This window comes from Amycolatopsis sp. NPDC098790 (assembly GCF_044759945.1).
Taxonomy (GTDB): domain Bacteria; phylum Actinomycetota; class Actinomycetes; order Mycobacteriales; family Pseudonocardiaceae; genus Amycolatopsis.
This window is the reverse complement of the sequence record NZ_JBIWAI010000010.1, coordinates 182,356-200,270: the sequence shown is the minus strand read 5'-3', so window position 1 is coordinate 200,270 and position 17,915 is coordinate 182,356. Positions and strand designations below refer to the sequence as shown.

Here is a 17,915-nt window from a genome sequence, read left to right as displayed (position 1 = left end):
CGCCCGGTCCCATTCCGAACCCGGAAGCTAAGCCTGACAGCGCCGATGGTACTGCAACCGAAGGGTTGTGGGAGAGTAGGACACCGCCGAACTTACTTACGGGAAGGCCCCGGTCGAGACGGAAACGTCTCCCGGGGCCTTTTCGCATGCCCGCATCCAGCCGAGCCGGCGTGGCTACTCCGCGGGCCGGCGCAGCAGGTACGTGTCCATGATCCAGCCGTGCCGCTCCCGGGCCTCGGCACGAACCCGGCGGATCTCCTCCGCCAACCCCGCCGTCAGCGGCCCGGACACCAGCACCTCGTCCGGCGTCCCCACGTACGCACCCCAGAAGATCTGCAAGCCCTCGTCCGTGAACCGGTCGAAGGTCGTGTGCGCGTCCAGCAGCACGAACACGTCGTCCACCTCCGCAGGCCACCCGGCGGCCAACCGGCGGCCCGTGGTCAGCTGTACCGACCGGCCGATCTGGTTCATCGTCGTCCGGTGGCGGGCCACCAGCGCCGAAATGCTGCTGATCCCCGGGACCACCTCGTACTCGAACTCGACGTTTCCCCGCGCCAGCACCGCCTCGATCAGCGCGATCGTGCTGTCGTACAGCGACGGGTCGCCCCACACCAGGAACGCCCCCACCGAGTCGGGCCCCAGCTCCGACAACAGCAGCCGCTCGTACACCGCCGCCCGCGCCTCGTGCCAGTCGGCCACCGCCGCCCGGTAGTCGGACGGCGTCCGGTCGCGGGGCGGGTCCGTGGCCAGCACCACGCGGTAGCCCGGCCGCGTCACGAACCGGTCGAGGATCTCCTGGCGCAACCGGACCAGGTCCGCCTTCTCCGACCCCTTGTCGAGCACGAAGAACACGTCGACGCGGTTGAGGCGGTCGATCGCCTGGACCGTCAGGTGCTCCGGGTCGCCGGCGCCGATCCCGATCGCGTAGAGCTTGCGCATACCGCGAGTGTGGTGGGGGTCGCGAGTGAACCCCTACCCCCGATGGGTATAAAGGAAGGAGAACGAAAGGAGCCGCCGATGACCGAGGCGAGCTACACCGTCGAGGGCATGACCTGCGGACACTGCGCCACGTCGGTGCGCGAAGAGGTCTCCGAGCTCGAAGGCGTCCAGAGCGTGGACGTCGACGTCGAGAGCGGCCGCGTCACCGTGACCAGCGACACCCCGCTGACGACCGACGCCGTCGCCGCGGCCGTCACCGAAGCCGGATACCGGCTGGTCGCCTGAGCCATGACCACCGCGACCCGGGTCGAACTCGCCATCGGCGGCATGACGTGCGCGTCCTGCGCCGCCCGGGTCGAGCGCAAGCTCAACAAGGTCGACGGCGTGACCGCGACGGTCAACTACGCCACCGAGAAAGCCCAGGTCAGCTACCCGGACGCCCTGTCGGTCGACGACCTCAAGGCCGTCGTCGAGGCCGCCGGCTACTCCGCGAAGCTGCCGGAGCCCGAAGCGCCCGACGAGACGCCCACGCTGCGCAAGCGTTTGCTGGTGTCGGTGGTCCTGACCGTCCCGCTGGTCGCCCTCGCGATGGTCCCGGCCTGGCAGGTCGACCCGTGGGTCCTGCTCGTCCTCGCCGCCCCGGTCGTGACGTGGGGCGCGTGGCCCTTCCACCGCGCCGCCGCCGTCAACCTGCGCCACGCCACCGCGACCATGGACACGCTGATCTCGCTCGGCGTCGTCGCGTCGGTGGCCTGGTCGCTGTACGCGCTCCTCGTCGGGATGGCGGGGCACGGCCTCTACTTCGAGGTTGCCGCCGCGGTCACCACGTTCATCCTGGCCGGCCGCTACTTCGAGACCCGCTCCAAGCGCCGCGCCGGCGCCGCCCTCCGCGCGCTGATGGACCTCGGCGCGAAGGACGTCACCGTCGTCCGCGACGGCGAAGAGCACCTGATCCCCGTCGAGCAACTGCGAGTGGACGACGTGTTCGTCGCCCGGCCCGGCGAGAAGATCGCCACCGACGGCGTGATCACCGAGGGCGGTTCGGCGGTCGACACCAGCATGCTCACCGGGGAACCGGTGCCGGTCGAGGTCGGGCCGGGCGACGCGGTCACCGGCGCCACCGTCAACGTCGGCGGCCGGCTGTTCGTCCGCGCCACCCGCGTCGGCGACGACACCCGCCTGGCACAGATGGCCCGGCTCGTCGAAGCCGCGCAGAACGGCAAGGCCGAGGTCCAGCGGCTCGCCGACCGGGTCTCGGCGGTGTTCGTGCCGGCGGTCGTCTTCGCGGCGCTGGCCACCCTGGTGGTCTGGCTCGCGACCGGCGGCAGCGAGGACGCCGCGTTCACCGCCGCCGTCGCCGTGCTGATCATCGCCTGCCCGTGCGCGCTCGGCCTCGCGACGCCGACGGCGCTGCTCGTCGGCACCGGCCGCGGCGCGCAGCTCGGCATCCTCATCAAGGGCCCCGAGGTGCTCGAGAACACGCGCCGCGTCGACACCGTCGTCCTGGACAAGACCGGCACCGTCACCACGGGCCGGATGACGCTGGTCGAGGGCGACGGCGAGCCGCTGCGGCTGGCGGGTGCCGTCGAGGCCGCGTCCGAGCACCCAATCGGCCGCGCGGTCGCGGAGGCCGCGAAGCAGCGGTTCGGCGCGCTCCCGGCCGTCACGGAGTTCCGCAGCACCCCGGGCGTCGGCGTGAGCGGCGTCGTGGAGGGGCGCACGGTCAGCGTCGGGCGCGCCGACGGCGCCATCGGGGTGAGCTGGGACGGCGAGGTCCGCGGGCGCCTGGTCGTCGCCGACAAGATCAAGCCGACGTCCGCCCGCGCGGTCGCCGAGCTGCGCGAACTCGGCCTGACGCCGATCCTGCTGACCGGCGACCACGCCGGCGCGGCCCGGGCGATCGCGGCCGAGGCGGGGATCGACGAGGTCGTCGCCGAGGTGCTGCCGGAAGGCAAGGTCGACGTCGTCAAGCGCCTGCAGGCCGAAGGGCGCGTGGTGGCGATGGTCGGCGACGGCGTCAACGACGCGGCCGCGCTCGCCCAGGCCGATCTGGGGCTGGCCATGGGCACGGGCACCGACGCGGCCATCGAAGCGAGCGACCTGACGCTGGTGCGTGGCGACCTGCGCGTGGCCGCCGACGCGATCCGGCTGGCCCGCCGGACGCTGGCCACCATCAAGGGCAACCTGTTCTGGGCGTTCGCGTACAACGTCGCGGCGCTGCCGCTGGCCGCGCTCGGCCTGCTCGACCCGATGATCGCGGGCGCGGCGATGGCGTGCTCGTCGGCGTTCGTGGTGAGCAACAGCCTCCGGTTGCGCCGCTTCCGCTGAACCCCCGGAGGGTATAGTCGGTGGTCAGGGACGGGCGACGACGGGGACAGGTGGGCGATGACGGGTTACGGCACCGAGCGGGAGGCTTACCTCAAGCGCCTGCGCCGGATCGAGGGGCAGATCCGCGGGCTGCAGCGGATGGTCGAGCAGGACAAGTACTGCATCGACATCCTGACCCAGGTCTCGGCGGCGACGAAGGCACTGCAGTCGTTCTCGCTCGAACTGCTCGACGAGCACCTGGCGACCTGCGTGGTCCAGGCGGCCGCGGCCGGCGGTGAAGAGGCGGACCTGAAGGTGCGCGAGGCCTCGGACGCGATCGCGCGCCTGGTGCGGTCCTAGCGCACCAGCACGGCCAGCGTGAGGCCGCCGGCGTTGGTCGTGAAGTGCACGATCACCGACGCCAGCACGCCCCGGCCCCGGTGCCGCCACCAGTGCAGGAAGATCCCGGCGACGCCGGCCGCCGCCATGGCCAGCACCTGCAGCACCACCACCGGCGTCGCGCCGAACACCGCGTGGACCGCCGCGTTGCGGCCGATCGCGAGCGCCGGGAGCGCGTGCCACAGGCCGAACAGCGCCGCCGCGCCGAGGATTGGCGGCCAGCGCCAGCGGTCGTCCGTCGCGCCCAGCAGGCCCGGCAGCACGCCGCGGAACGCGACCTCCTCGATCAGCACCGTCCCGAACAGGATGCGGCCGCAGGTCAGCCAGAGCAGCTGGCCGAAGTCGGGGTCGCCGACGCGGCCGTCCTGGTACACCGTGCGCAGCGACGGCACCGCCAGCGCGATCCCGAAGACCACCGCGACCAGCCCGGCCCCGGCCAGGCCGACCAGCGCGGGACGGCGGAGCGTGCCCAGCCCGAGCCCGGTCCACGTGCACCCGGCGGCCCGGCCGAGGCCGATCAGGATGGCGGCCGCGACCAGCCCGCACACCGGGTAGGCCCAGCCCGGCAGCACGCGGTTGGCGAGCGTCGTCGAGGCGGCCAGCACGACGACCGCGGTGACCAGGGCGAACGTCCGTGTCAAGGGATGGTGTCCCGGGAGTCCGGCGGCACCTTCGCGGCCACGGTCGGCGGGTGGGTCGGGGTCGGTGGGTGTTGTGCCGTTGGTGGGTGGGTCGGGGCTGGCGGGTGTTGCAGTGTCGCCGGGTGGGTCGGGGCTGATGGGTGTTGCACTGTCGCCGGGTGGGTCGGGGCTGGCGGGCGTTGCACTGTCGCCGGATGGGTCGGGGCTGGCGGGCGTTGCACTGTCGCCGGATGGGTCGGGGCTGATGGGTGTTGCACCGTCGCCGGGTACGCCGGGGTCGGCAGAGACAGCACCATCGGCGGGTGGGTCGGGGCCGGCGGCCGGACGGCGGCGTCGATCGGCGGGGCGAGGCGCCGGAGCGTCGTGGCCTGAGCCGTGACCGGCGGGATACTCGGTGGCCTCACCCGACGATCATGCTGGCTGCCCGGCCGGTCGGCAACCGTCAGCCCACGGCGTCCGTGAGGTCCGCGGGCGAGCGCCGCTGCACGGGCACTCTCTTCGACATGGGCAGTGTGGCTTCGGGGTCGAAGGGCGCGGGCCGGTCGTCGAGGGCGACGGCGGCGTCGGCGAGCAGGGACCGGCAGCCGGTGAGGCTCGCCTGGAGCTTGTCGCGGACTTCGGTGAGGGCGGTGACCTGGCGTTGGGCCGCTTCGACCAGGCGTCCGGCTTCGGCTTCCGCGGTGGCGACCTGCTTCTTCGCTTGGGCTTCGGCGGTCGTCACCAGGCGGCCGGCCTTGCTTTCGGCGGTCGTGACCAGCCGTTCGGATTTGGTCTTGGCCGTCTTGACCAGCTTCGCCGCCTTGGCCTCCGCGGTCTCGACCTGCGTTTTCGCCTCGGCTTGCGCGGTGCTGACCAGGCGTTCCGCCTTTGCCCGCGCGGCGGCTTCCTCCTCGGCCAGCGTGCGCATCGCCTCCGCGCGGCGGAGCGTCATCGCGCGCGTGTGATCCTCTTCTTGCTGGGCGCGGCGGTGTGCGGCCGCTTCGTCGAGCTCACGTCGGCGCTGCTCGGCCGCACGGAGGAACTCCTCGTGCTCGACGCGCCGGCGTTCCGCCTCGGCCTCGGCTTCGGCGACCAGGCGGCGTTCCTTCTCGGTGAGCCGGGCCGCTTCCCGCTCGGCTTCGCGGACCAGGCGCTGGGCCGTTTCCGTTGCCCGCGCGGTGATTTCGCTCGCTTCCTCGCGGGTCAGCTCGATCATCCGGCGGCTCCGCTCCTGCAGCGCGTCCGGCTCGATCGGGGTGCGGCTGATCCGGTCGATCTTCACGCGGAGCTCACGGTTGTCCTCGGCGAGCGCGGCCACGCGCTGCTTCGCGGAGTCGCGTTCGGCGGCGAGTCTGCTCATCTCGGCTTCGGCCCACGCGACGTACTCCGCGACCTGCGCGCGGTGAAAACCGCGCCACGCCAGGTCGAATCCGGGCTGCGTGCGCTCCACGTCCTCGCCACCGCCGGGGGCCATGCCTCACCTCCGAATTGGATGGTTTCTCCTCGGCCGCACGTTTTCCTTGCGGCACCGGGGAATTCCGCGTCCACCCCAGTGTGCCGCAAACCCGCCCCCGCGCGCTGCCCGGGCGGGTGATCATTCGTCGAGCGGTTCTCCCGGACCGGTGGACGTGCTCCGGACGCCGGGCAGCTCGGCGAGTTCGGCGGCCAGGTCGTAGAGATCACCGCGGCCGTCGAGGCGCAGCGTCACGACCGCGATCCGTTGCCCCTCTTCGGAAAGCGGTTCGTGCTCGACGTCGACGTGGTGCACGCTCCACCCGCGTCCGGTGCACGCGGCCAGTGCCGCGCGCAGCACGCCGTGGCCGTCGAGGTAGCTCAGCCGCACGACCGGCGGCTCGCGGCGGTGCCGCGCGACGAACCGCTGCAGCGGCGGGAAGCCGCGCGTCACCACGAAGTGCCCGATCGTCGTGCCGGCGGCGAGCACCGGCAGCCCGGCGCCGCACGCCGTGCCGACCGCGGCGGTGAGCCAGATCGTCGCCGCCGTCGTCAGGCCGCGCACGGCGTCGCGGCGGACGAAGATCAGGCCGCCGCCGATGAAGCCGATGCCGGAGACGATCTGCGCGGCGATCCGCGACGGGTCCAGCGAGACGTGGTCGATGCCCAGCAGGTCCGCGAAGCCGTACTTCGACACCAGCATGAACACGGCCGAGCCGACGCCGACCAGGCTGTGCGTCCGCAGGCCCGCGGCCTTCATGCCGGCTTCGCGCTCGAGCCCGATCGCGACGCTGAGCACCAGCGCGAGCAGGACCGGCGGCAGCAGTTCCCACTGCGCCGGCGTGGACCACAGAGTGGGCAAGGTCACTACCTCCCGGGGTCTTCGGTGTCGGCAAGCGAGGAGACTCGCCGGGGCTTCTCACCTGGGGATACTGGGCCGGAACCCCGATCGTGCCAGGTGAGGTGGGACGCGTGACAGCGAGTCGGCCGGCCCCGGACTTCGTGGGCTACCCGGAGGTGCGCCGCGGCGTCCGCGCCCTGCTCGGCGGCCGCGCCGGCGTCGGACGGCGGCGGGTGCCGTCGTGTCCGGAGTGGACCGTCGCCGACCTGCTGGGCCACCTCACCGCGATCGCCGAGCGGGTGCTCGAGCGCCACGGCGGCCCGGTGCCGGTTTCGACCGCGTCGACCGTCCCGGAGCTGCTCGACCACTGGGACGACGTCGGCGAGGACCTCGACCGGCGCCTCGCGGAGGCGGGCGGCCGCAGCGGCGAGGTCATGGTGATGGACGCCTACACCCACGAGCTGGACCTGCGCGCGGCGCTGGGCGTGCCGCCGCCGGTCGAGCACGCGGCCTGGGCGCCGAGCTTCGAGGTGCTGGTCCGCGGGTTTTCGGGTTCGGTCGCGAGCCGCGGCCTCCCGGCGCTGAGCCTGCGCACGACGGGCGGCTCCCAGTGGACGGCCGGTGTGGGCCGTCCCGCGGCGACGCTGACGGCCCCGGCGCACGAGCTGTACCGCGCACTGGCCGGCCGCCGGTCGCTCGCCCAGCTCACGGCCCTGGACTGGAGCGAGGCGCCGGGGCCGTGGCTGCCGGCGTTCGGCTGGGGCCCGTTCAGCCCGCCCCGCGCACCCGGGGTCTGACGGTCTTCATGCGCCCGGCGGCTCGCCGGGGCCGTGGCTGGTGGCGTGGGCGCCGGGCCGCCGGGCGCTCGGCCGGCGTCGCAGGAGTGGCGTACGGCGCCGGGGGCGTGCCTGCGGGCCGTTCGTGGCCGCGCACCCCAGGGTCTGAGGGGCCTCACCCGCCCGGCGGCTCGCGGTGGGCGCGACGGCGCGGGCGCGGGGCCGCCGGGCGCTCGGCCGGCCGGCGTCCCAGGAGTGGGGTGCGGCGCCGGGGCCCGTTCAGCCCGCCCCGCGCAGCCGCGGCCTGACGGCCCTCACCCGCCCGGGGGCGTGGACCGTCAGCATCGCCGCCAGCGCCAGCACGACGACGCTGAGCAGCACCTCCACCGCCACCGCCTGCCGCAGCCGGCGCAGGTCCGCCGTGATCGTCGTGCCCTCGGCCGTGGGGGCCATGCCCACGCGGACCGCGCGGCGTGACCGGCTCGCCACCGCCAGCAGCGCCGCGAAACCGGCGATCTTCAGCAGCAGGAGCAGGCCGAACTCGGTGGTCCACAGGGTGGACAGCGACGGCATGATGCGCAGCGCCAGCACCGCGCCGCTGATCGCGATCGCCGTCACCGAACCGGCCGCGAGCCGGGAGAAGCGCGTCGCGACCGGAGTGAGGTCCTCGCCGGGTTCCGGCCGGTACAGGCTCAGGGCCAGCTGGACCAGCCCGCCCGCCCAGACGGCGATCGCGCCGAAGTGCACCAGGTCGGCCGAGACTGAGACGAACATGATCGGGTCGGTGACCGGGTGGCCGGTGGCCGAGAACGTCAGCAGCACGAGGAAGCCGGTCACCATGGCCAGGTTCTCGTACCGGGACCGCAGCCGCTCCGGCAGCCCGGGCCGCAGGAGGCGGGGCAGCAGCATCGCCAGGGCGGCCACCGCGGCCAAGCGGAGGAGGAGCAGCTTCCCGTAGGCGACGCGCAGGGTGTCCGCCAGCAACCCGGTGTCGAACACCGCTTCGAGGGTCCGCCCGGCCGCGTACGGGCCTTGCAGCACGAAGGCGGCGGCGGTGGTCACCGCGACGAGCCCCGCCCCCCAGTGCAGCAGCCGCCGGGCGCGGCGGTCGGTGCGAGCCGCCGGACGGCACAGCACGACGAACGCCAGCCCGCCGAGCAGGACGACCCCGACGTAGGCCAGCCAGCGCACCGCCGTCGAGGCGAAGTCGACACCCGGGTCCGTGCCGGTCGCGGCGGACACGGCGCCGGCCGAGGTCACCAGCGGCCCGGTGCCGACGACGAACGCGAACGTCCCGCGCACCGGGTGGGAGTCGGCGGACACGAAAGCGTATTCGACGAGGTAGCTGGCGTCCGGCAGGTCCGGCTTCAAGCGCACGGCGAGCTGCTCGGCGACGTCCCCGGGCTGGAACACCGGCCCGGAGTCGACCTGGTGGCCCGCGAGGTCGACGACCTTGATCGACCCGGGCTGGATCCCGACGTTCTCCGAGAGGGTGACCGACACCAGGGACGGCGCCGCGCTCAGGCGGGCGCCGTCCCCGGGGGCGGACGAGACGATCTCGACGTGGGCGGAAGCCGGAGGGGCGCCGAGCACCAGCCAGCCGATGAGGAAGGCCAGCAGGGCCAGCGCGCGCTTCACGCGGCGAGCGCGGCGTGCTTGGGCAGGCCGCAGGTGCAGCCGCTGAGCTCGTGCTCGGCGACCGAGGCCCGCCGGTGCAGCACGACCGCGACGATCATCGGGATGGTGACGATCGTGTTGTAGAACAGGTGCAGCTCCACGCGCGGCACGAGCAGCTGGATGATGCTGGTCGGCACCTTCTGCCCGGCCAGCCGCCACCCGCTCTGCGCCTGGATGAACAGCAGCAGGTGCTCGATGTGGTGCCAGAACTGGATGCCCAGCGCGAGGTTCCACCACTGCCGCGACCGGCCGGCGAACCCGTGCCGCAGGACCCACAGGAACACGAGCATCACCAGCGCGTACCCGTAGTGCAGCCATTCCTGCGAAATCAGCCAGGGGAACGGCATCCCCAGCACGCCGCGGGCCCGTGACGTCGGCCAGCCGAACCCGTAGATCTGGATGGCTTGGACGACGTGCTCGGCCCAGTGGGCCAGCACGACGAGCATGAACACGGCCAAGGCCCGGTTGTGGTACTTCCCGTTGAGCGTCCCCAGGAAGCCGGCCGGCCGAACGAACTCGGAGGTCGACATGCGCTGCCCTTCTCGAAGAACCGAAAATCGGCTTCTCCGAAGATAAGGCGATCACGGCCGATGTCCGTTACTCCGGATTGCCTATTTCGCGGGGCCGACAGCCGTCCTGGCCCGGCCGGTGCCCCCTGCGCCCGGCCGGGCCCGCCGCGGTCCCGCCGGCGTCACCGCAGAGCGATGCCGCCCGGGTTCTCCGGCTTCGGGGTCACGTGGAAGAGCCGGGTGAACAGCTCGAGGTGCGCGGGCTCGCCCTCGGTCCGCACGCGACCCGACGCCAGCGCCTCGGCCGCGGTCAGCTTGCCGTTGACGAGGTCGAGGAATGCCGAGCCGAGCGGCTCGAAGACGAGGTCGGCGGCCGGGTGCGGGCCGTTGCCGACCTTGAGCGTCCCGTTGTCGACCATGGCGTGGACGACGACCGAGGTGCCGTGGTGCAGCTCGAACGTGACGTGCGCGCCGTCGGCGGCCTCCGGCCGGAACATCGTGTACAACGCCAGGATGGCGGCGTCCGTGGTGAACACGTCGCCCGCCTTCGGCTGCTCCAGCGACCGGGCGCCCCAGAACCCGAGGTCCAGCAGGATGTGGTCGAGCTCGCTGCCGTACTCGGTGAGCTCGTACACGAGACCGGCGTCCAGCTGCGGCAGTACCCGGCGGCGGACCACGCCGGCCTCTTCGAGGTCGTTGAGGCGAGCCGAAAGGATGCTCTGGGGGATCCCGGGCAGCCCCTGCTGCAGGGCGGTGAACCCCTTGGGGCCGAGCACCAGGTCGCGTACGACGAGCATGGACCAGCGCTCGCCCACGATCTCCAGGGCGCGCGCCAGGCCGCAGAACTGGCCGTAGGTACGAGTGGACGTCATCATGGGTCTCCACGGGTCTCGTCGGACGGGCCGGGCGGTGCCTGCGGCGCGCCCTCGGAGTCCAGGTTGACGAACGGCCGGGAGACCGGCCAGTGCCGCCCTCACCCCTTGATCGGGTGTTGTGCGCGGAAACGACATGCGTTTCGCATGTGGTGATCGGTGCGCGGCGCACTGGCCGCAGGTCGGCGCGCCGGAGAAGAATTCGGCTTCTCGGATCGCGCGCACCGGACGGTGGGAGTTCAGATGAGCGTGCAGCCTGCCTCGTACTCCGCTTCACCGAGATCGGCGCCGCCCTCACCCGGTGCGCGCATCCTCGCGTTCAAGCACCACCTCCGCGCCGAAAGCCGGGCGGGCAAGGGCGCGTACCTCTTCTCCGAACAAGGCGTGATCGCGTTGCGCGGCGCTCGGATCGAGTCGCTGGCTCCGCTGCTGGACGGCACCCGCGGGCTCGCGGAGGTCCTGCAGGCCCGCCCGGACGGAATGGCGCCGGAGGAGGTCGCCGCGCTGCTGGCCCAGCTCGTCGACGCGGGCCTCGTGTCGGTGGGGACCGCGCCGGCGCCGTCGGCCGACCGGCGGGCGCTGGCCTACTGGGACGCCTGCGGCATCGACGCCGGCGCGGTCGCCTCGCGCCCGACCCTCGGCACCGTCGAGCTGCTCTCGGTCGGCGACGACGTCGGCACCGGCCCGGTCGAGGACGCCCTTGCCGGGGCCGCGCTCGACGTGCGGCCCGGCGGCACACCGGGCCGGGCCGACCTGGGCGTGGTCCTCTGCGCCGACTACCTCGATCCGCTGCTGGGCGAAATCGACGCCGAGTACCGCAGGCTCGGCCGGCCCTGGCTGCTCGCCCGTCCGCAGGGTGCGCAGGTCTGGATCGGGCCGGTCATCCGGCCCGGCGAGTCGGCCTGCTGGCACTGCCTGACGAACCGGCTGTGGGGGCACCGGCACGCCGAGGCGTGCGCCCAGGAGCTGCTGGGCCACGACGGCCCGGCGCCCCGTCCGACCGCCGCGCTGCCGTCGCTCACGTCGGCGGCGGCCCACCTCGTCGCGCTCGAGGCGAGCAAGTGGCTGGCGGGCTACCGCCACGGCGGCCAGGAGAGCGTCTGGGTGCTCGACACCGTCGACCTCCAGGGCAAGCTGCACGAGCTGCGCCGCCGCCCGCAGTGCCCGGCCTGCGGCGACCCTTCGCTGATGGCCGCGCGCGCGGCCAGGCCCGTCGTGCTGGGCCCGGCCCGGAAGACCACCACGACCGGTGGCGGGCACCGCACCGCCGGCCCGGCCGAGATGCTCGCCCGGCACGGCCACCTGGTCAGTCCCGTGACCGGCATCATCAAGGAGGTCCGCCGCGACCCCGCCGCGCCGCCCTTCGCGAACGCCTACCGGTCGGGGATGAACGTCGCCCGCGCGATCACCGGCTTCGGCGGGATGCAGGCCGGGCTGCGCGCGGAGAACGGCGGCAAGGGAGTGAGCCCGCTCGACGCCGAAGTGGGTGCTCTGTGCGAAGCCGCCGAGCGGTTCTCCGGCAACTACCAGGGCGACGAGCTGCGCATCCGGGGCTCCTTCGAAGAGCTGGCCCCGGAAGCCGTGCACCCCAACGACTGCATGCTCTTCGCCGACCGCCAGTACCGGGAGCGGGCCGCCTGGAACGCCGGCCACGGGCTGTTCCAGCACGTCACCGATGCGTTCGACCCGACCGCCCGCGTCGACTGGACGCCGGTGTGGTCCCTGACCGGCCGGCGCCGGCTGCTGCCGACGGGCTACCTGTACTACGGCGCACCCGTCGAGTGCGGGCTGCGCGGCCTGCACGCCGACTCGAACGGCGCGGCCGCCGGCAGCAGCCTCGAAGACGCGATCCTGCAAGGTGCCCTGGAGCTCGTGGAACGGGACGCCGTCGCGTTGTGGTGGTACAACCGGACGCCGGTGCCCGGAGTCGACCTCGGCTCGTTCGGTGACCCCTGGCTCGACGAGATGATCGGCAACTACGCGGGGATAGGGCGGGAGCTGTGGGCGCTCGACGTCAGCTCGGACGTGGGCGTGCCGGTGGTGGTCGCGCTCTCCCGCCGGACCGACGGCCCGCACGAGCACATCATGTTCGGCTTCGGCGCCCACCTCGACCCGCGCGTCGCGGTCCGCCGGGCGGTGACCGAGCTGAACCAGATGATCCCGGACGTGCTGAAGCTCGGGCACGCTTCGGACGACCCGGACGCGGCCCGCTGGCTGGAGTACGCGACGGTGGCCAACCAGCCGTACCTGCGCCCCGAAGGTGGCCGCGTGCGGACGAAAGCCGACTTCCCCTTCGTCCACCGCGCGGACGTGAAGGACGACGTCGAGGCGCTCGCCAGGACACTGGCGGGGGTCGGGACCGAACTCCTGGTCCTCGACCAGACCCGGCCCGACGTCGGTGTCCCGGTGGTGAAAGTGCTGGCACCGGGCCTGCGGCCGTTCTGGGCGCGCTTCGCGCCCGGCCGGTTGTTCGACGTCCCGGTCCGGCTCGGGCGGCTGGCCGAGCCCACGCCTTATGAACAGCTCAATCCGTTCCCGATGTTCCTGTAGGAACCTGGGACACCTGGAACGACATCCTGTCGTGCGTTGAGGAGTTCGCGTTGACTGCCGCCGGCCCCGAGGGGCGTGCCGAGACGATCCGGCTCTGGTCATTGACCGAGGACACGCTCCTGGAGCCCGGTGACGACGGATCGCTCGTAGCGATCACGTGGTGGGGCGAGTTCGACTTCCCCGACCTCTCGGACGGCGTGCGCGAGTCGCTCACGCGGCTGGCCCTCGGCCCGGTGTCCATGGCGAACCTCACGGTCAGCGGCCGGGGCACCGACGTCGAGGCCTGGCGGCGGTCGCTGCGCAGGGTGCTCAACGGGCTGGCCGGCTCCGTCGTGCATTCACTCGCGCTCCACGACGGCCGGGGTCCGCTGCTTTCGGCGATCCCGGTGATCCAGTTCCCGGTCTTCGCGGCGGACCCGCTGCCGCCCGGGCGGCGGGTGCGGTTCTCCCGGTTCGTGGCGCTGCGGCCCGAACGCGGCTCGTTGCTGGCCGAGTCGCCCGGCGCGCGCTACCAGGTCGTGCTGTCCCGTCCGCCGGCGGTGCTCATCGCGTCCCTGCTGGCCGCCCCGGCCACCGTGGCGCACCTGGCCGAGCTGACCGGGTTGTCCGAAGTGGTCGTCGCCGACGTCGTGTCCTTCCTCGTCGCGGCCGGGCTGGTGCTCGTGGCCGACGACGACGGCGCGTTCACCGAAGCCGGCGACCCGGAGCTCGCGGTGTGGTCGCACGACGACCTGATGTTCCACGCGCGCAGCCGGACCTGGCGGAAGGGGGTGCAACCGGATCCCGCGGTCCTGGCCGGTAGCCCGCCCCCGGTCGTCAAGCAGGTCAGCGCCGGGCCGACGTTCCCGCTGCCCCGGCCGGACCTCGCCGCGCTCTCCGCGCGGACCGCCGACAACCTGACCAGCCTCCTGGAGTCCGACCACTACTGCCCGGACTTCAGCGAGCGGTCGTTGTCGGCCGCTCAGATCGGCGAATTCCTGTACCGCGCCGCGCGGGTCCGCTCGGTGGGACCCGCCCACCTGCCCGGTGGCCCGAGCCACGAGGCGTCGCAACGGCCGTACTTCAGCATCGCGTGCCTGTACGAGCTGGAAATCTACGTCGGGCTCAACCGCTGCAGCGACCTCGCACGGGGGATCTACCACTACGACCCGCTCTGGCACACGCTCACGCTGATCAACGACGAAACGGTGATCCTCGACGGCCTGCTGGACATGGCGATGATCGCCGCGGGCAGCCACCGCCGCCCGTCCGCCCTGCTGACGATGACCGCGCGGATGGCGCGGGTCGCCTGGGCACTGGGGGGTGCCGCCTACGCCAACACCCTGGTGCACGTCGGCGCCCTGCAGCAGGTGCTGTACCTGACGGCGAAGACGATGGGGCTGGCGGCCCACGCCGTTCCGGTCGACGCGGGCGACCGCGTCGACCGGGCGCTCAAGCTCGAATGGCCCGCCGAAGTCAGCGTCGGGGAGTGCGTGCTCGACTTCCCGTGACGCCGGGGGCGACCCGGATTTACCCGCTTACCAGGGGCGCACTCCGTCGACGGCCTGTTAGATTCGGCCGGAGGGGCATGACCGGCTCTTGGGGGAGGCACGGGTGCTTACCAGGCTGCTTCGTTCCGGCTGGATCTTTCGCGGTCCGCGCCGCGGGGCCGGCGCGGAACCGGACGAGCCCGGTGCGCCGTCTCGCGAAGGAGCGCCGGCCGAGCTGGTCCGCGCCGTGCACGCCGCCGTCTGCCTCGGCATCGGACTGCTCGGCGCGCTGGGTCCGGTCCGGTCGAATCCGTCGTGGCCACTCGCGGTCACCGCGGCCGGGTGCGCGGTCGTGCTGGTCGCGGCGCACCTGATCGGGATCGGGTACGGCCGGGCCGGGTTCCGCGGGGCGGCGCTGGCCCTGCAGGCGGTCCTGAGCGTGCTCCCCGTGTTCGTGCTGGGGCCTTCGTGGAGCGTGTCGAGCTGCTTCCTGGCCGGCAGCGTCCTGCTCGTGGCACGGCCGGCCCTGTCGGTTCCCTTGCTCGTGGCCGTCGCGGCCGGGGTGGGCTTCGTCTTCGCGCGCGCGGACGAAGCGGCACCGCTCTGGGCGGGTGTCGAGGGGACCGCGCTCACCGCGGTCGCCGCCGTCGCGGTGTTCGGGCTCGCGTGGTTCGCGCGGCTGTCGGCCGAGCGCGCCGACAGCACGCGGGAGCTGGCCGCGCGCGCCGTGGCCGAGGAGCGCATGCGGTTCGGCCGCGACACCCACGACCTGCTAGGGCTGAGCCTGTCGGCGATCACGCTCAAGGTGGAGCTGGTGCGGCGGCTCGTCGACGACCGGCCGGAGCAGGCGCACGCCGAGCTGGCCGAGCTGGTGACGATGTCCCGGGAGGCCCTCTCCGACGTCCGCACGATCGCGGCCGGTCAGCGGGAGCTCTGCCTCGCCGACGAGTGCCGCGCCGCCGCGGCCGTGCTGCGCGCGGCCGGCGTCAGCGCCCGCTTCGACGACCGGCTGGCCGACGGGTTGCCCACGCGGGTGGGCACCGTTCTGGCCGCGGTGCTGCGGGAGAGCGTCACGAACGTCGTCCGGCACAGCGAGGCCGGCTGGTGCGAGGTCTCCATCCGCGAGGCGCGCGGGGCGGCGCACCTGGTCATCACCAACGACGGTGTGGTGCCACCGCGCGACGGGTCCGGCGAGGCGCACGGCTCCGGGTTGCGCAACCTCACCCACCGGGTCGGGGCGCTCGGCGGGGAGCTGACGGCCGGCGTGCGCCCCGACGGGACGCACGCCCTGCGGGCGTCCGTGCCGTTGGAGCCGCCGGTCACCCGCCGGCGACGCGCGGGCTGACCGGGTGCGTCAAAGCCATTCCGCCTCGGTCGCGATCCGGATCGCGTGCACCCGGTTGCGGGCGTTCAGCTTCGTCACCGACGCTGCCAGGTAGTTGCGCACCGTACCGGGCGAAAGGAACAGGTCCGCCGCGATGTCGGCGACGTTGCGGCCGCGGGCGGCCAGGTCCAGGATCTCCAGTTCCCGCGGTGTGAGCGGGCATTCGTCGGCCTCCCACGCCGACAGCGCGAGCTCGCTGTCGATCACCCGGCGGCCCACCGCGACCGAGCGGACCGCGTTCGCCAGCTTGTCCGACGGGGCGTCCTTGAGCAGGAACCCGTTCACCTTGGCGTCGAGCGCGCGGCGCACGGTGCCGGGGCGGCCGAGGCTGGTCAAGATGAGGGTGTGGCACTCGGGCAGGTGTTCGTGGATTTCGGTCGCCGCCGTCAACCCGTCCTTGCCCGGCAGGTCGATGTCGATCACGGCGACATCGGGCCGGGTGGACCGTGCGGCTGGCAGGATTTCGTCGCCGGAATCCACCTCGGCGACCACCTCGATGTCGGACTCGAGGTTGAGCAGGGCGACGAGGGCGCCGCGGACCATGTCCATGTCCTCGGCGAGCAGAACCTTGATCACGGCGCTTCCTCGCTTCCCCCAGTTTGTTCTTCCCCCGAACAAGAATTGTACCCGGGATATCCGCGACCGGGGGATTCACCGCACGACACCGGAACAGCCGGGATTTCCGGCGTCCCGACCGGACGGTCAGACCGCGATCGCCCGGCGCGTCACCGACTCGCGGAGGTCCGGAATGGCCAGCAGGACGGGCGGGTCGAACCCGTGGCGCGGCCGCAGTCCCACGTCGACCACGCCGCCGCTCACCCCGCGGCCCACGGTCACCGGACCGGACACCCCGACGAACGGCCGCGCGACGCGCTCCTCCGCCAGCGAGCCGAACGCGTGCGCGATGACGTACCAGCAGCCCGTCGGCACGTCGGTCAGCGCGTAAGTGCCCGGACCGGACAGGATCGCGTGGCGGCCGGGGTGGCCTTCGGTGATCTTCGCGGGGAACAACCCGAGGAAGACCGGCCCGCAGTCGGCGCCGCGCGTGCAGCGGACGTGGCCGCGCAAGGAGGCTTCGGAGGCCGGCTCCTCCGCGCGTTCGGCGATCTCCGGGCAGCGGCCGCGGAGCTGGCGGTACGCGCTCGGCGAATGCCCCACGCTGCCGCTGAACCGCGCGCTGAACGTGCCGACGCTGTTGTAGCCGACCTGGTGGCTGATGTCGGCGACCGAGATGCCGGTGGTGACGAGGAGTCGCTTGGCTTCGGCCAGCCGCAGCGCGGAGAGGAAGCGACCGGGCGACAGACCGGTCGCGCGGAGGAAGATGCGCGTGAAGTGGAACTTGCTGAACATCGCGGCCCGCGCCAGGTCGTCGATGGTGAGGCGGTCGCCCAGGTTGTCCTGCATGGTCGTGATGGCCCGCGCCACGGCCTGTCGCACGATGATGTCCATGACGGTGGTCCTCCCTTCGGCCGGCACCCGCCGACTCTTCGTGCACGGATCCGTGGCAGGTGTTGATTTCGGTATGGCCGAACTCTAGGTCCGATCACGTCTACTTCTTAAGTGCTCTGTGCACCGTTCGGGATGGGTTTCGCAGGGTGCCGATATGCGTTTTGCACATCCGGCCCGCAGGGGTTTCTCCGCCGCCGAGGCGGGTAAGCGTTTCGAGGGCGAAACCACCGTTGCCGCTCGCTGATCGGAGCGTGTCGGACACGATGAGTGAGCGTTTGTCCCCCCGATCGCCGTTCCGGGGCTCTGAATAGCCTGTTCGGGCGTACCCCAGGACTGCACGGCGTATGTGTAAAACACTGTGGCTCGATGATGTGGGCACTGGATCCCGACTCCCGCGCGATGGACTATTTATGGCACGTGAAGCATTCTTCGCCACTGGGAGCAAATACTATGTCTGCACAGCTTTCCTCGGACGTCCGTGCGCTTTTTGTCGATCTGGGCATCGAATTCGGTGAGGTCGAAAGCGGGCTGGTGATCGACCGTTTCAGCCAGTGGGTCAACCAGGACCCGAGCACGGTGCGCGCGTCGACCTGCGTCACCCGGATCGACGACCTGCGCGAGCTCGAAGCCGCGGCGTGACGCGCACCCGGACCAGCTCCGCCACTGGTCCG

Annotated in this window: 17 protein-coding genes and 1 rRNA gene; 9 read left to right on the top strand and 9 right to left on the bottom strand. The window is 72.7% G+C overall.

Going from position 1 to position 17,915, the window contains the following annotated elements:
• A 5S ribosomal RNA gene (gene rrf, locus ACIQWX_RS48580) occupies positions 1-92 on the top strand; the annotation flags it as partial.
• An 82-nt stretch (positions 93-174) separates the two neighbouring features.
• Here rrf and cobF read toward each other — a convergent pair.
• Positions 175-939, bottom strand: coding sequence for a precorrin-6A synthase (deacetylating) (gene cobF / locus ACIQWX_RS48575; protein ID WP_400886608.1), 765 nt, complete (start codon positions 937-939; stop codon positions 175-177).
• A gap of 78 nt (positions 940-1,017) precedes the next feature.
• Here cobF and ACIQWX_RS48570 point away from each other — a divergent pair, with 78 nt between their 5' ends.
• From ACIQWX_RS48570 to ACIQWX_RS48560, 3 genes are read left to right on the top strand one after another with little or no spacing between them, the layout of a single operon-like run.
• Positions 1,018-1,224 carry a heavy-metal-associated domain-containing protein gene (locus ACIQWX_RS48570; protein ID WP_364466045.1) on the top strand — a complete coding sequence of 69 codons (207 nt, stop codon included), beginning with the start codon at positions 1,018-1,020 and terminating at the stop codon, positions 1,222-1,224.
• Positions 1,225-1,227: 3 nt separating this feature from the next.
• Positions 1,228-3,267, top strand: coding sequence for a heavy metal translocating P-type ATPase (locus ACIQWX_RS48565; RefSeq protein WP_400886605.1), 2,040 nt, complete (start codon positions 1,228-1,230; stop codon positions 3,265-3,267).
• 57 nt (positions 3,268-3,324) lie between these two features.
• Positions 3,325-3,606, top strand: coding sequence for a metal-sensitive transcriptional regulator (locus ACIQWX_RS48560; RefSeq protein ID WP_086678475.1), 282 nt, complete (start codon positions 3,325-3,327; stop codon positions 3,604-3,606).
• Here the strand turns inward: ACIQWX_RS48560 and ACIQWX_RS48555 are convergent.
• The 3 genes from ACIQWX_RS48555 to ACIQWX_RS48545 form a co-directional block, all read right to left on the bottom strand.
• A complete protein-coding gene (locus ACIQWX_RS48555; RefSeq protein ID WP_400886602.1) occupies positions 3,603-4,286 on the bottom strand; it encodes a CPBP family intramembrane glutamic endopeptidase in 684 nt (227 codons plus the stop codon). The two genes, ACIQWX_RS48560 and ACIQWX_RS48555, sit on opposite strands and share 4 nt — an antisense overlap.
• A 442-nt stretch (positions 4,287-4,728) precedes the next feature.
• On the bottom strand, positions 4,729-5,739 hold the full coding sequence (locus tag ACIQWX_RS48550) for a DivIVA domain-containing protein (protein ID WP_400886600.1): 1,011 nt from the start codon (positions 5,737-5,739) through the stop codon (positions 4,729-4,731).
• A gap of 120 nt (positions 5,740-5,859) precedes the next feature.
• Positions 5,860-6,579: an MgtC/SapB family protein gene (locus ACIQWX_RS48545; protein WP_400886597.1), complete on the bottom strand. Its 720-nt coding sequence runs from the start codon at positions 6,577-6,579 to the stop codon at positions 5,860-5,862.
• A 110-nt stretch (positions 6,580-6,689) separates the two neighbouring features.
• On the opposite strand from ACIQWX_RS48545, the gene ACIQWX_RS48540 reads away from it, so the two are divergent.
• Positions 6,690-7,355, top strand: coding sequence for a maleylpyruvate isomerase family mycothiol-dependent enzyme (locus ACIQWX_RS48540; RefSeq protein WP_400886595.1), 666 nt, complete (start codon positions 6,690-6,692; stop codon positions 7,353-7,355).
• 258 nt (positions 7,356-7,613) lie between these two features.
• Here the strand turns inward: ACIQWX_RS48540 and ACIQWX_RS48535 are convergent, their stop codons facing one another.
• The 3 genes from ACIQWX_RS48535 to ACIQWX_RS48525 all read right to left on the bottom strand — a co-directional run bounded on the left by ACIQWX_RS48535 (position 7,614) and on the right by ACIQWX_RS48525 (position 10,395).
• Positions 7,614-8,972: a copper resistance CopC/CopD family protein gene (locus ACIQWX_RS48535; protein ID WP_400886593.1), complete on the bottom strand. Its 1,359-nt coding sequence runs from the start codon at positions 8,970-8,972 to the stop codon at positions 7,614-7,616.
• Positions 8,969-9,541 carry a hypothetical protein gene (locus ACIQWX_RS48530; RefSeq protein WP_400886590.1) on the bottom strand — a complete coding sequence of 191 codons (573 nt, stop codon included), beginning with the start codon at positions 9,539-9,541 and terminating at the stop codon, positions 8,969-8,971. Before ACIQWX_RS48530 ends, ACIQWX_RS48535 begins: the two co-directional genes overlap by 4 nt.
• Positions 9,542-9,702: 161 nt before the next feature.
• Positions 9,703-10,395, bottom strand: a complete 693-nt coding sequence (locus ACIQWX_RS48525; RefSeq protein WP_400886588.1) for a winged helix-turn-helix transcriptional regulator — start codon at positions 10,393-10,395, stop codon at positions 9,703-9,705.
• A gap of 240 nt (positions 10,396-10,635) precedes the next feature.
• Between ACIQWX_RS48525 and ACIQWX_RS48520 the strand changes: the two genes are divergently transcribed.
• The 3 genes from ACIQWX_RS48520 (at position 10,636) to ACIQWX_RS48510 (ending at position 15,756) form a co-directional block, all read left to right on the top strand.
• Complete coding sequence (locus tag ACIQWX_RS48520; RefSeq protein WP_400886586.1) at positions 10,636-12,942, top strand: TOMM precursor leader peptide-binding protein; 2,307 nt, start codon at positions 10,636-10,638, stop codon at positions 12,940-12,942.
• A gap of 50 nt (positions 12,943-12,992) precedes the next feature.
• Positions 12,993-14,432 (top strand): SagB/ThcOx family dehydrogenase, encoded by a 1,440-nt coding sequence (locus tag ACIQWX_RS48515; RefSeq protein ID WP_400886584.1) that lies wholly within the window; start codon positions 12,993-12,995, stop codon positions 14,430-14,432.
• 103 nt (positions 14,433-14,535) lie between these two features.
• Positions 14,536-15,756, top strand: coding sequence for a sensor histidine kinase (locus tag ACIQWX_RS48510; protein WP_400886581.1), 1,221 nt, complete (start codon positions 14,536-14,538; stop codon positions 15,754-15,756).
• A 9-nt stretch (positions 15,757-15,765) separates the two neighbouring features.
• Here ACIQWX_RS48510 and ACIQWX_RS48505 read toward each other — a convergent pair whose 3' ends face one another.
• Positions 15,766-16,371, bottom strand: coding sequence for a DNA-binding response regulator (locus ACIQWX_RS48505; protein WP_400886579.1), 606 nt, complete (start codon positions 16,369-16,371; stop codon positions 15,766-15,768).
• Positions 16,372-16,497: 126 nt separating this feature from the next.
• Positions 16,498-17,244 carry a helix-turn-helix domain-containing protein gene (locus ACIQWX_RS48500; protein ID WP_400886576.1) on the bottom strand — a complete coding sequence of 249 codons (747 nt, stop codon included), beginning with the start codon at positions 17,242-17,244 and terminating at the stop codon, positions 16,498-16,500.
• 366 nt (positions 17,245-17,610) lie between these two features.
• On the opposite strand from ACIQWX_RS48500, the gene ACIQWX_RS48495 reads away from it, so the two are divergent.
• Positions 17,611-17,883, top strand: a complete 273-nt coding sequence (locus ACIQWX_RS48495) for a hypothetical protein (protein ID WP_400886574.1) — start codon at positions 17,611-17,613, stop codon at positions 17,881-17,883.
• Positions 17,884-17,915 lie beyond the last annotated feature (32 nt).

What these genes read in the sequence shown, in the direction of transcription:
- cobF (WP_400886608.1), bottom strand. Translation starts at nt 939, where the DNA reads ATGCGCAAGCTCTACGCGATCGGGATCGGCGCCGGCGACCCGGAGCAC.
- ACIQWX_RS48570 (WP_364466045.1), top strand. Translation starts at nt 1,018, where the DNA reads ATGACCGAGGCGAGCTACACCGTCGAGGGCATGACCTGCGGACACTGC.
- ACIQWX_RS48565 (WP_400886605.1), top strand. Translation starts at nt 1,228, where the DNA reads ATGACCACCGCGACCCGGGTCGAACTCGCCATCGGCGGCATGACGTGC.
- ACIQWX_RS48560 (WP_086678475.1), top strand. Translation starts at nt 3,325, where the DNA reads ATGACGGGTTACGGCACCGAGCGGGAGGCTTACCTCAAGCGCCTGCGC.
- ACIQWX_RS48550 (WP_400886600.1), bottom strand. Translation starts at nt 5,739, where the DNA reads ATGGCCCCCGGCGGTGGCGAGGACGTGGAGCGCACGCAGCCCGGATTC.
- ACIQWX_RS48530 (WP_400886590.1), bottom strand. Translation starts at nt 9,541, where the DNA reads ATGTCGACCTCCGAGTTCGTTCGGCCGGCCGGCTTCCTGGGGACGCTC.
- ACIQWX_RS48525 (WP_400886588.1), bottom strand. Translation starts at nt 10,395, where the DNA reads ATGATGACGTCCACTCGTACCTACGGCCAGTTCTGCGGCCTGGCGCGC.
- ACIQWX_RS48520 (WP_400886586.1), top strand. Translation starts at nt 10,636, where the DNA reads ATGAGCGTGCAGCCTGCCTCGTACTCCGCTTCACCGAGATCGGCGCCG.
- ACIQWX_RS48500 (WP_400886576.1), bottom strand. Translation starts at nt 17,244, where the DNA reads ATGGACATCATCGTGCGACAGGCCGTGGCGCGGGCCATCACGACCATG.
- ACIQWX_RS48495 (WP_400886574.1), top strand. Translation starts at nt 17,611, where the DNA reads ATGATGTGGGCACTGGATCCCGACTCCCGCGCGATGGACTATTTATGG.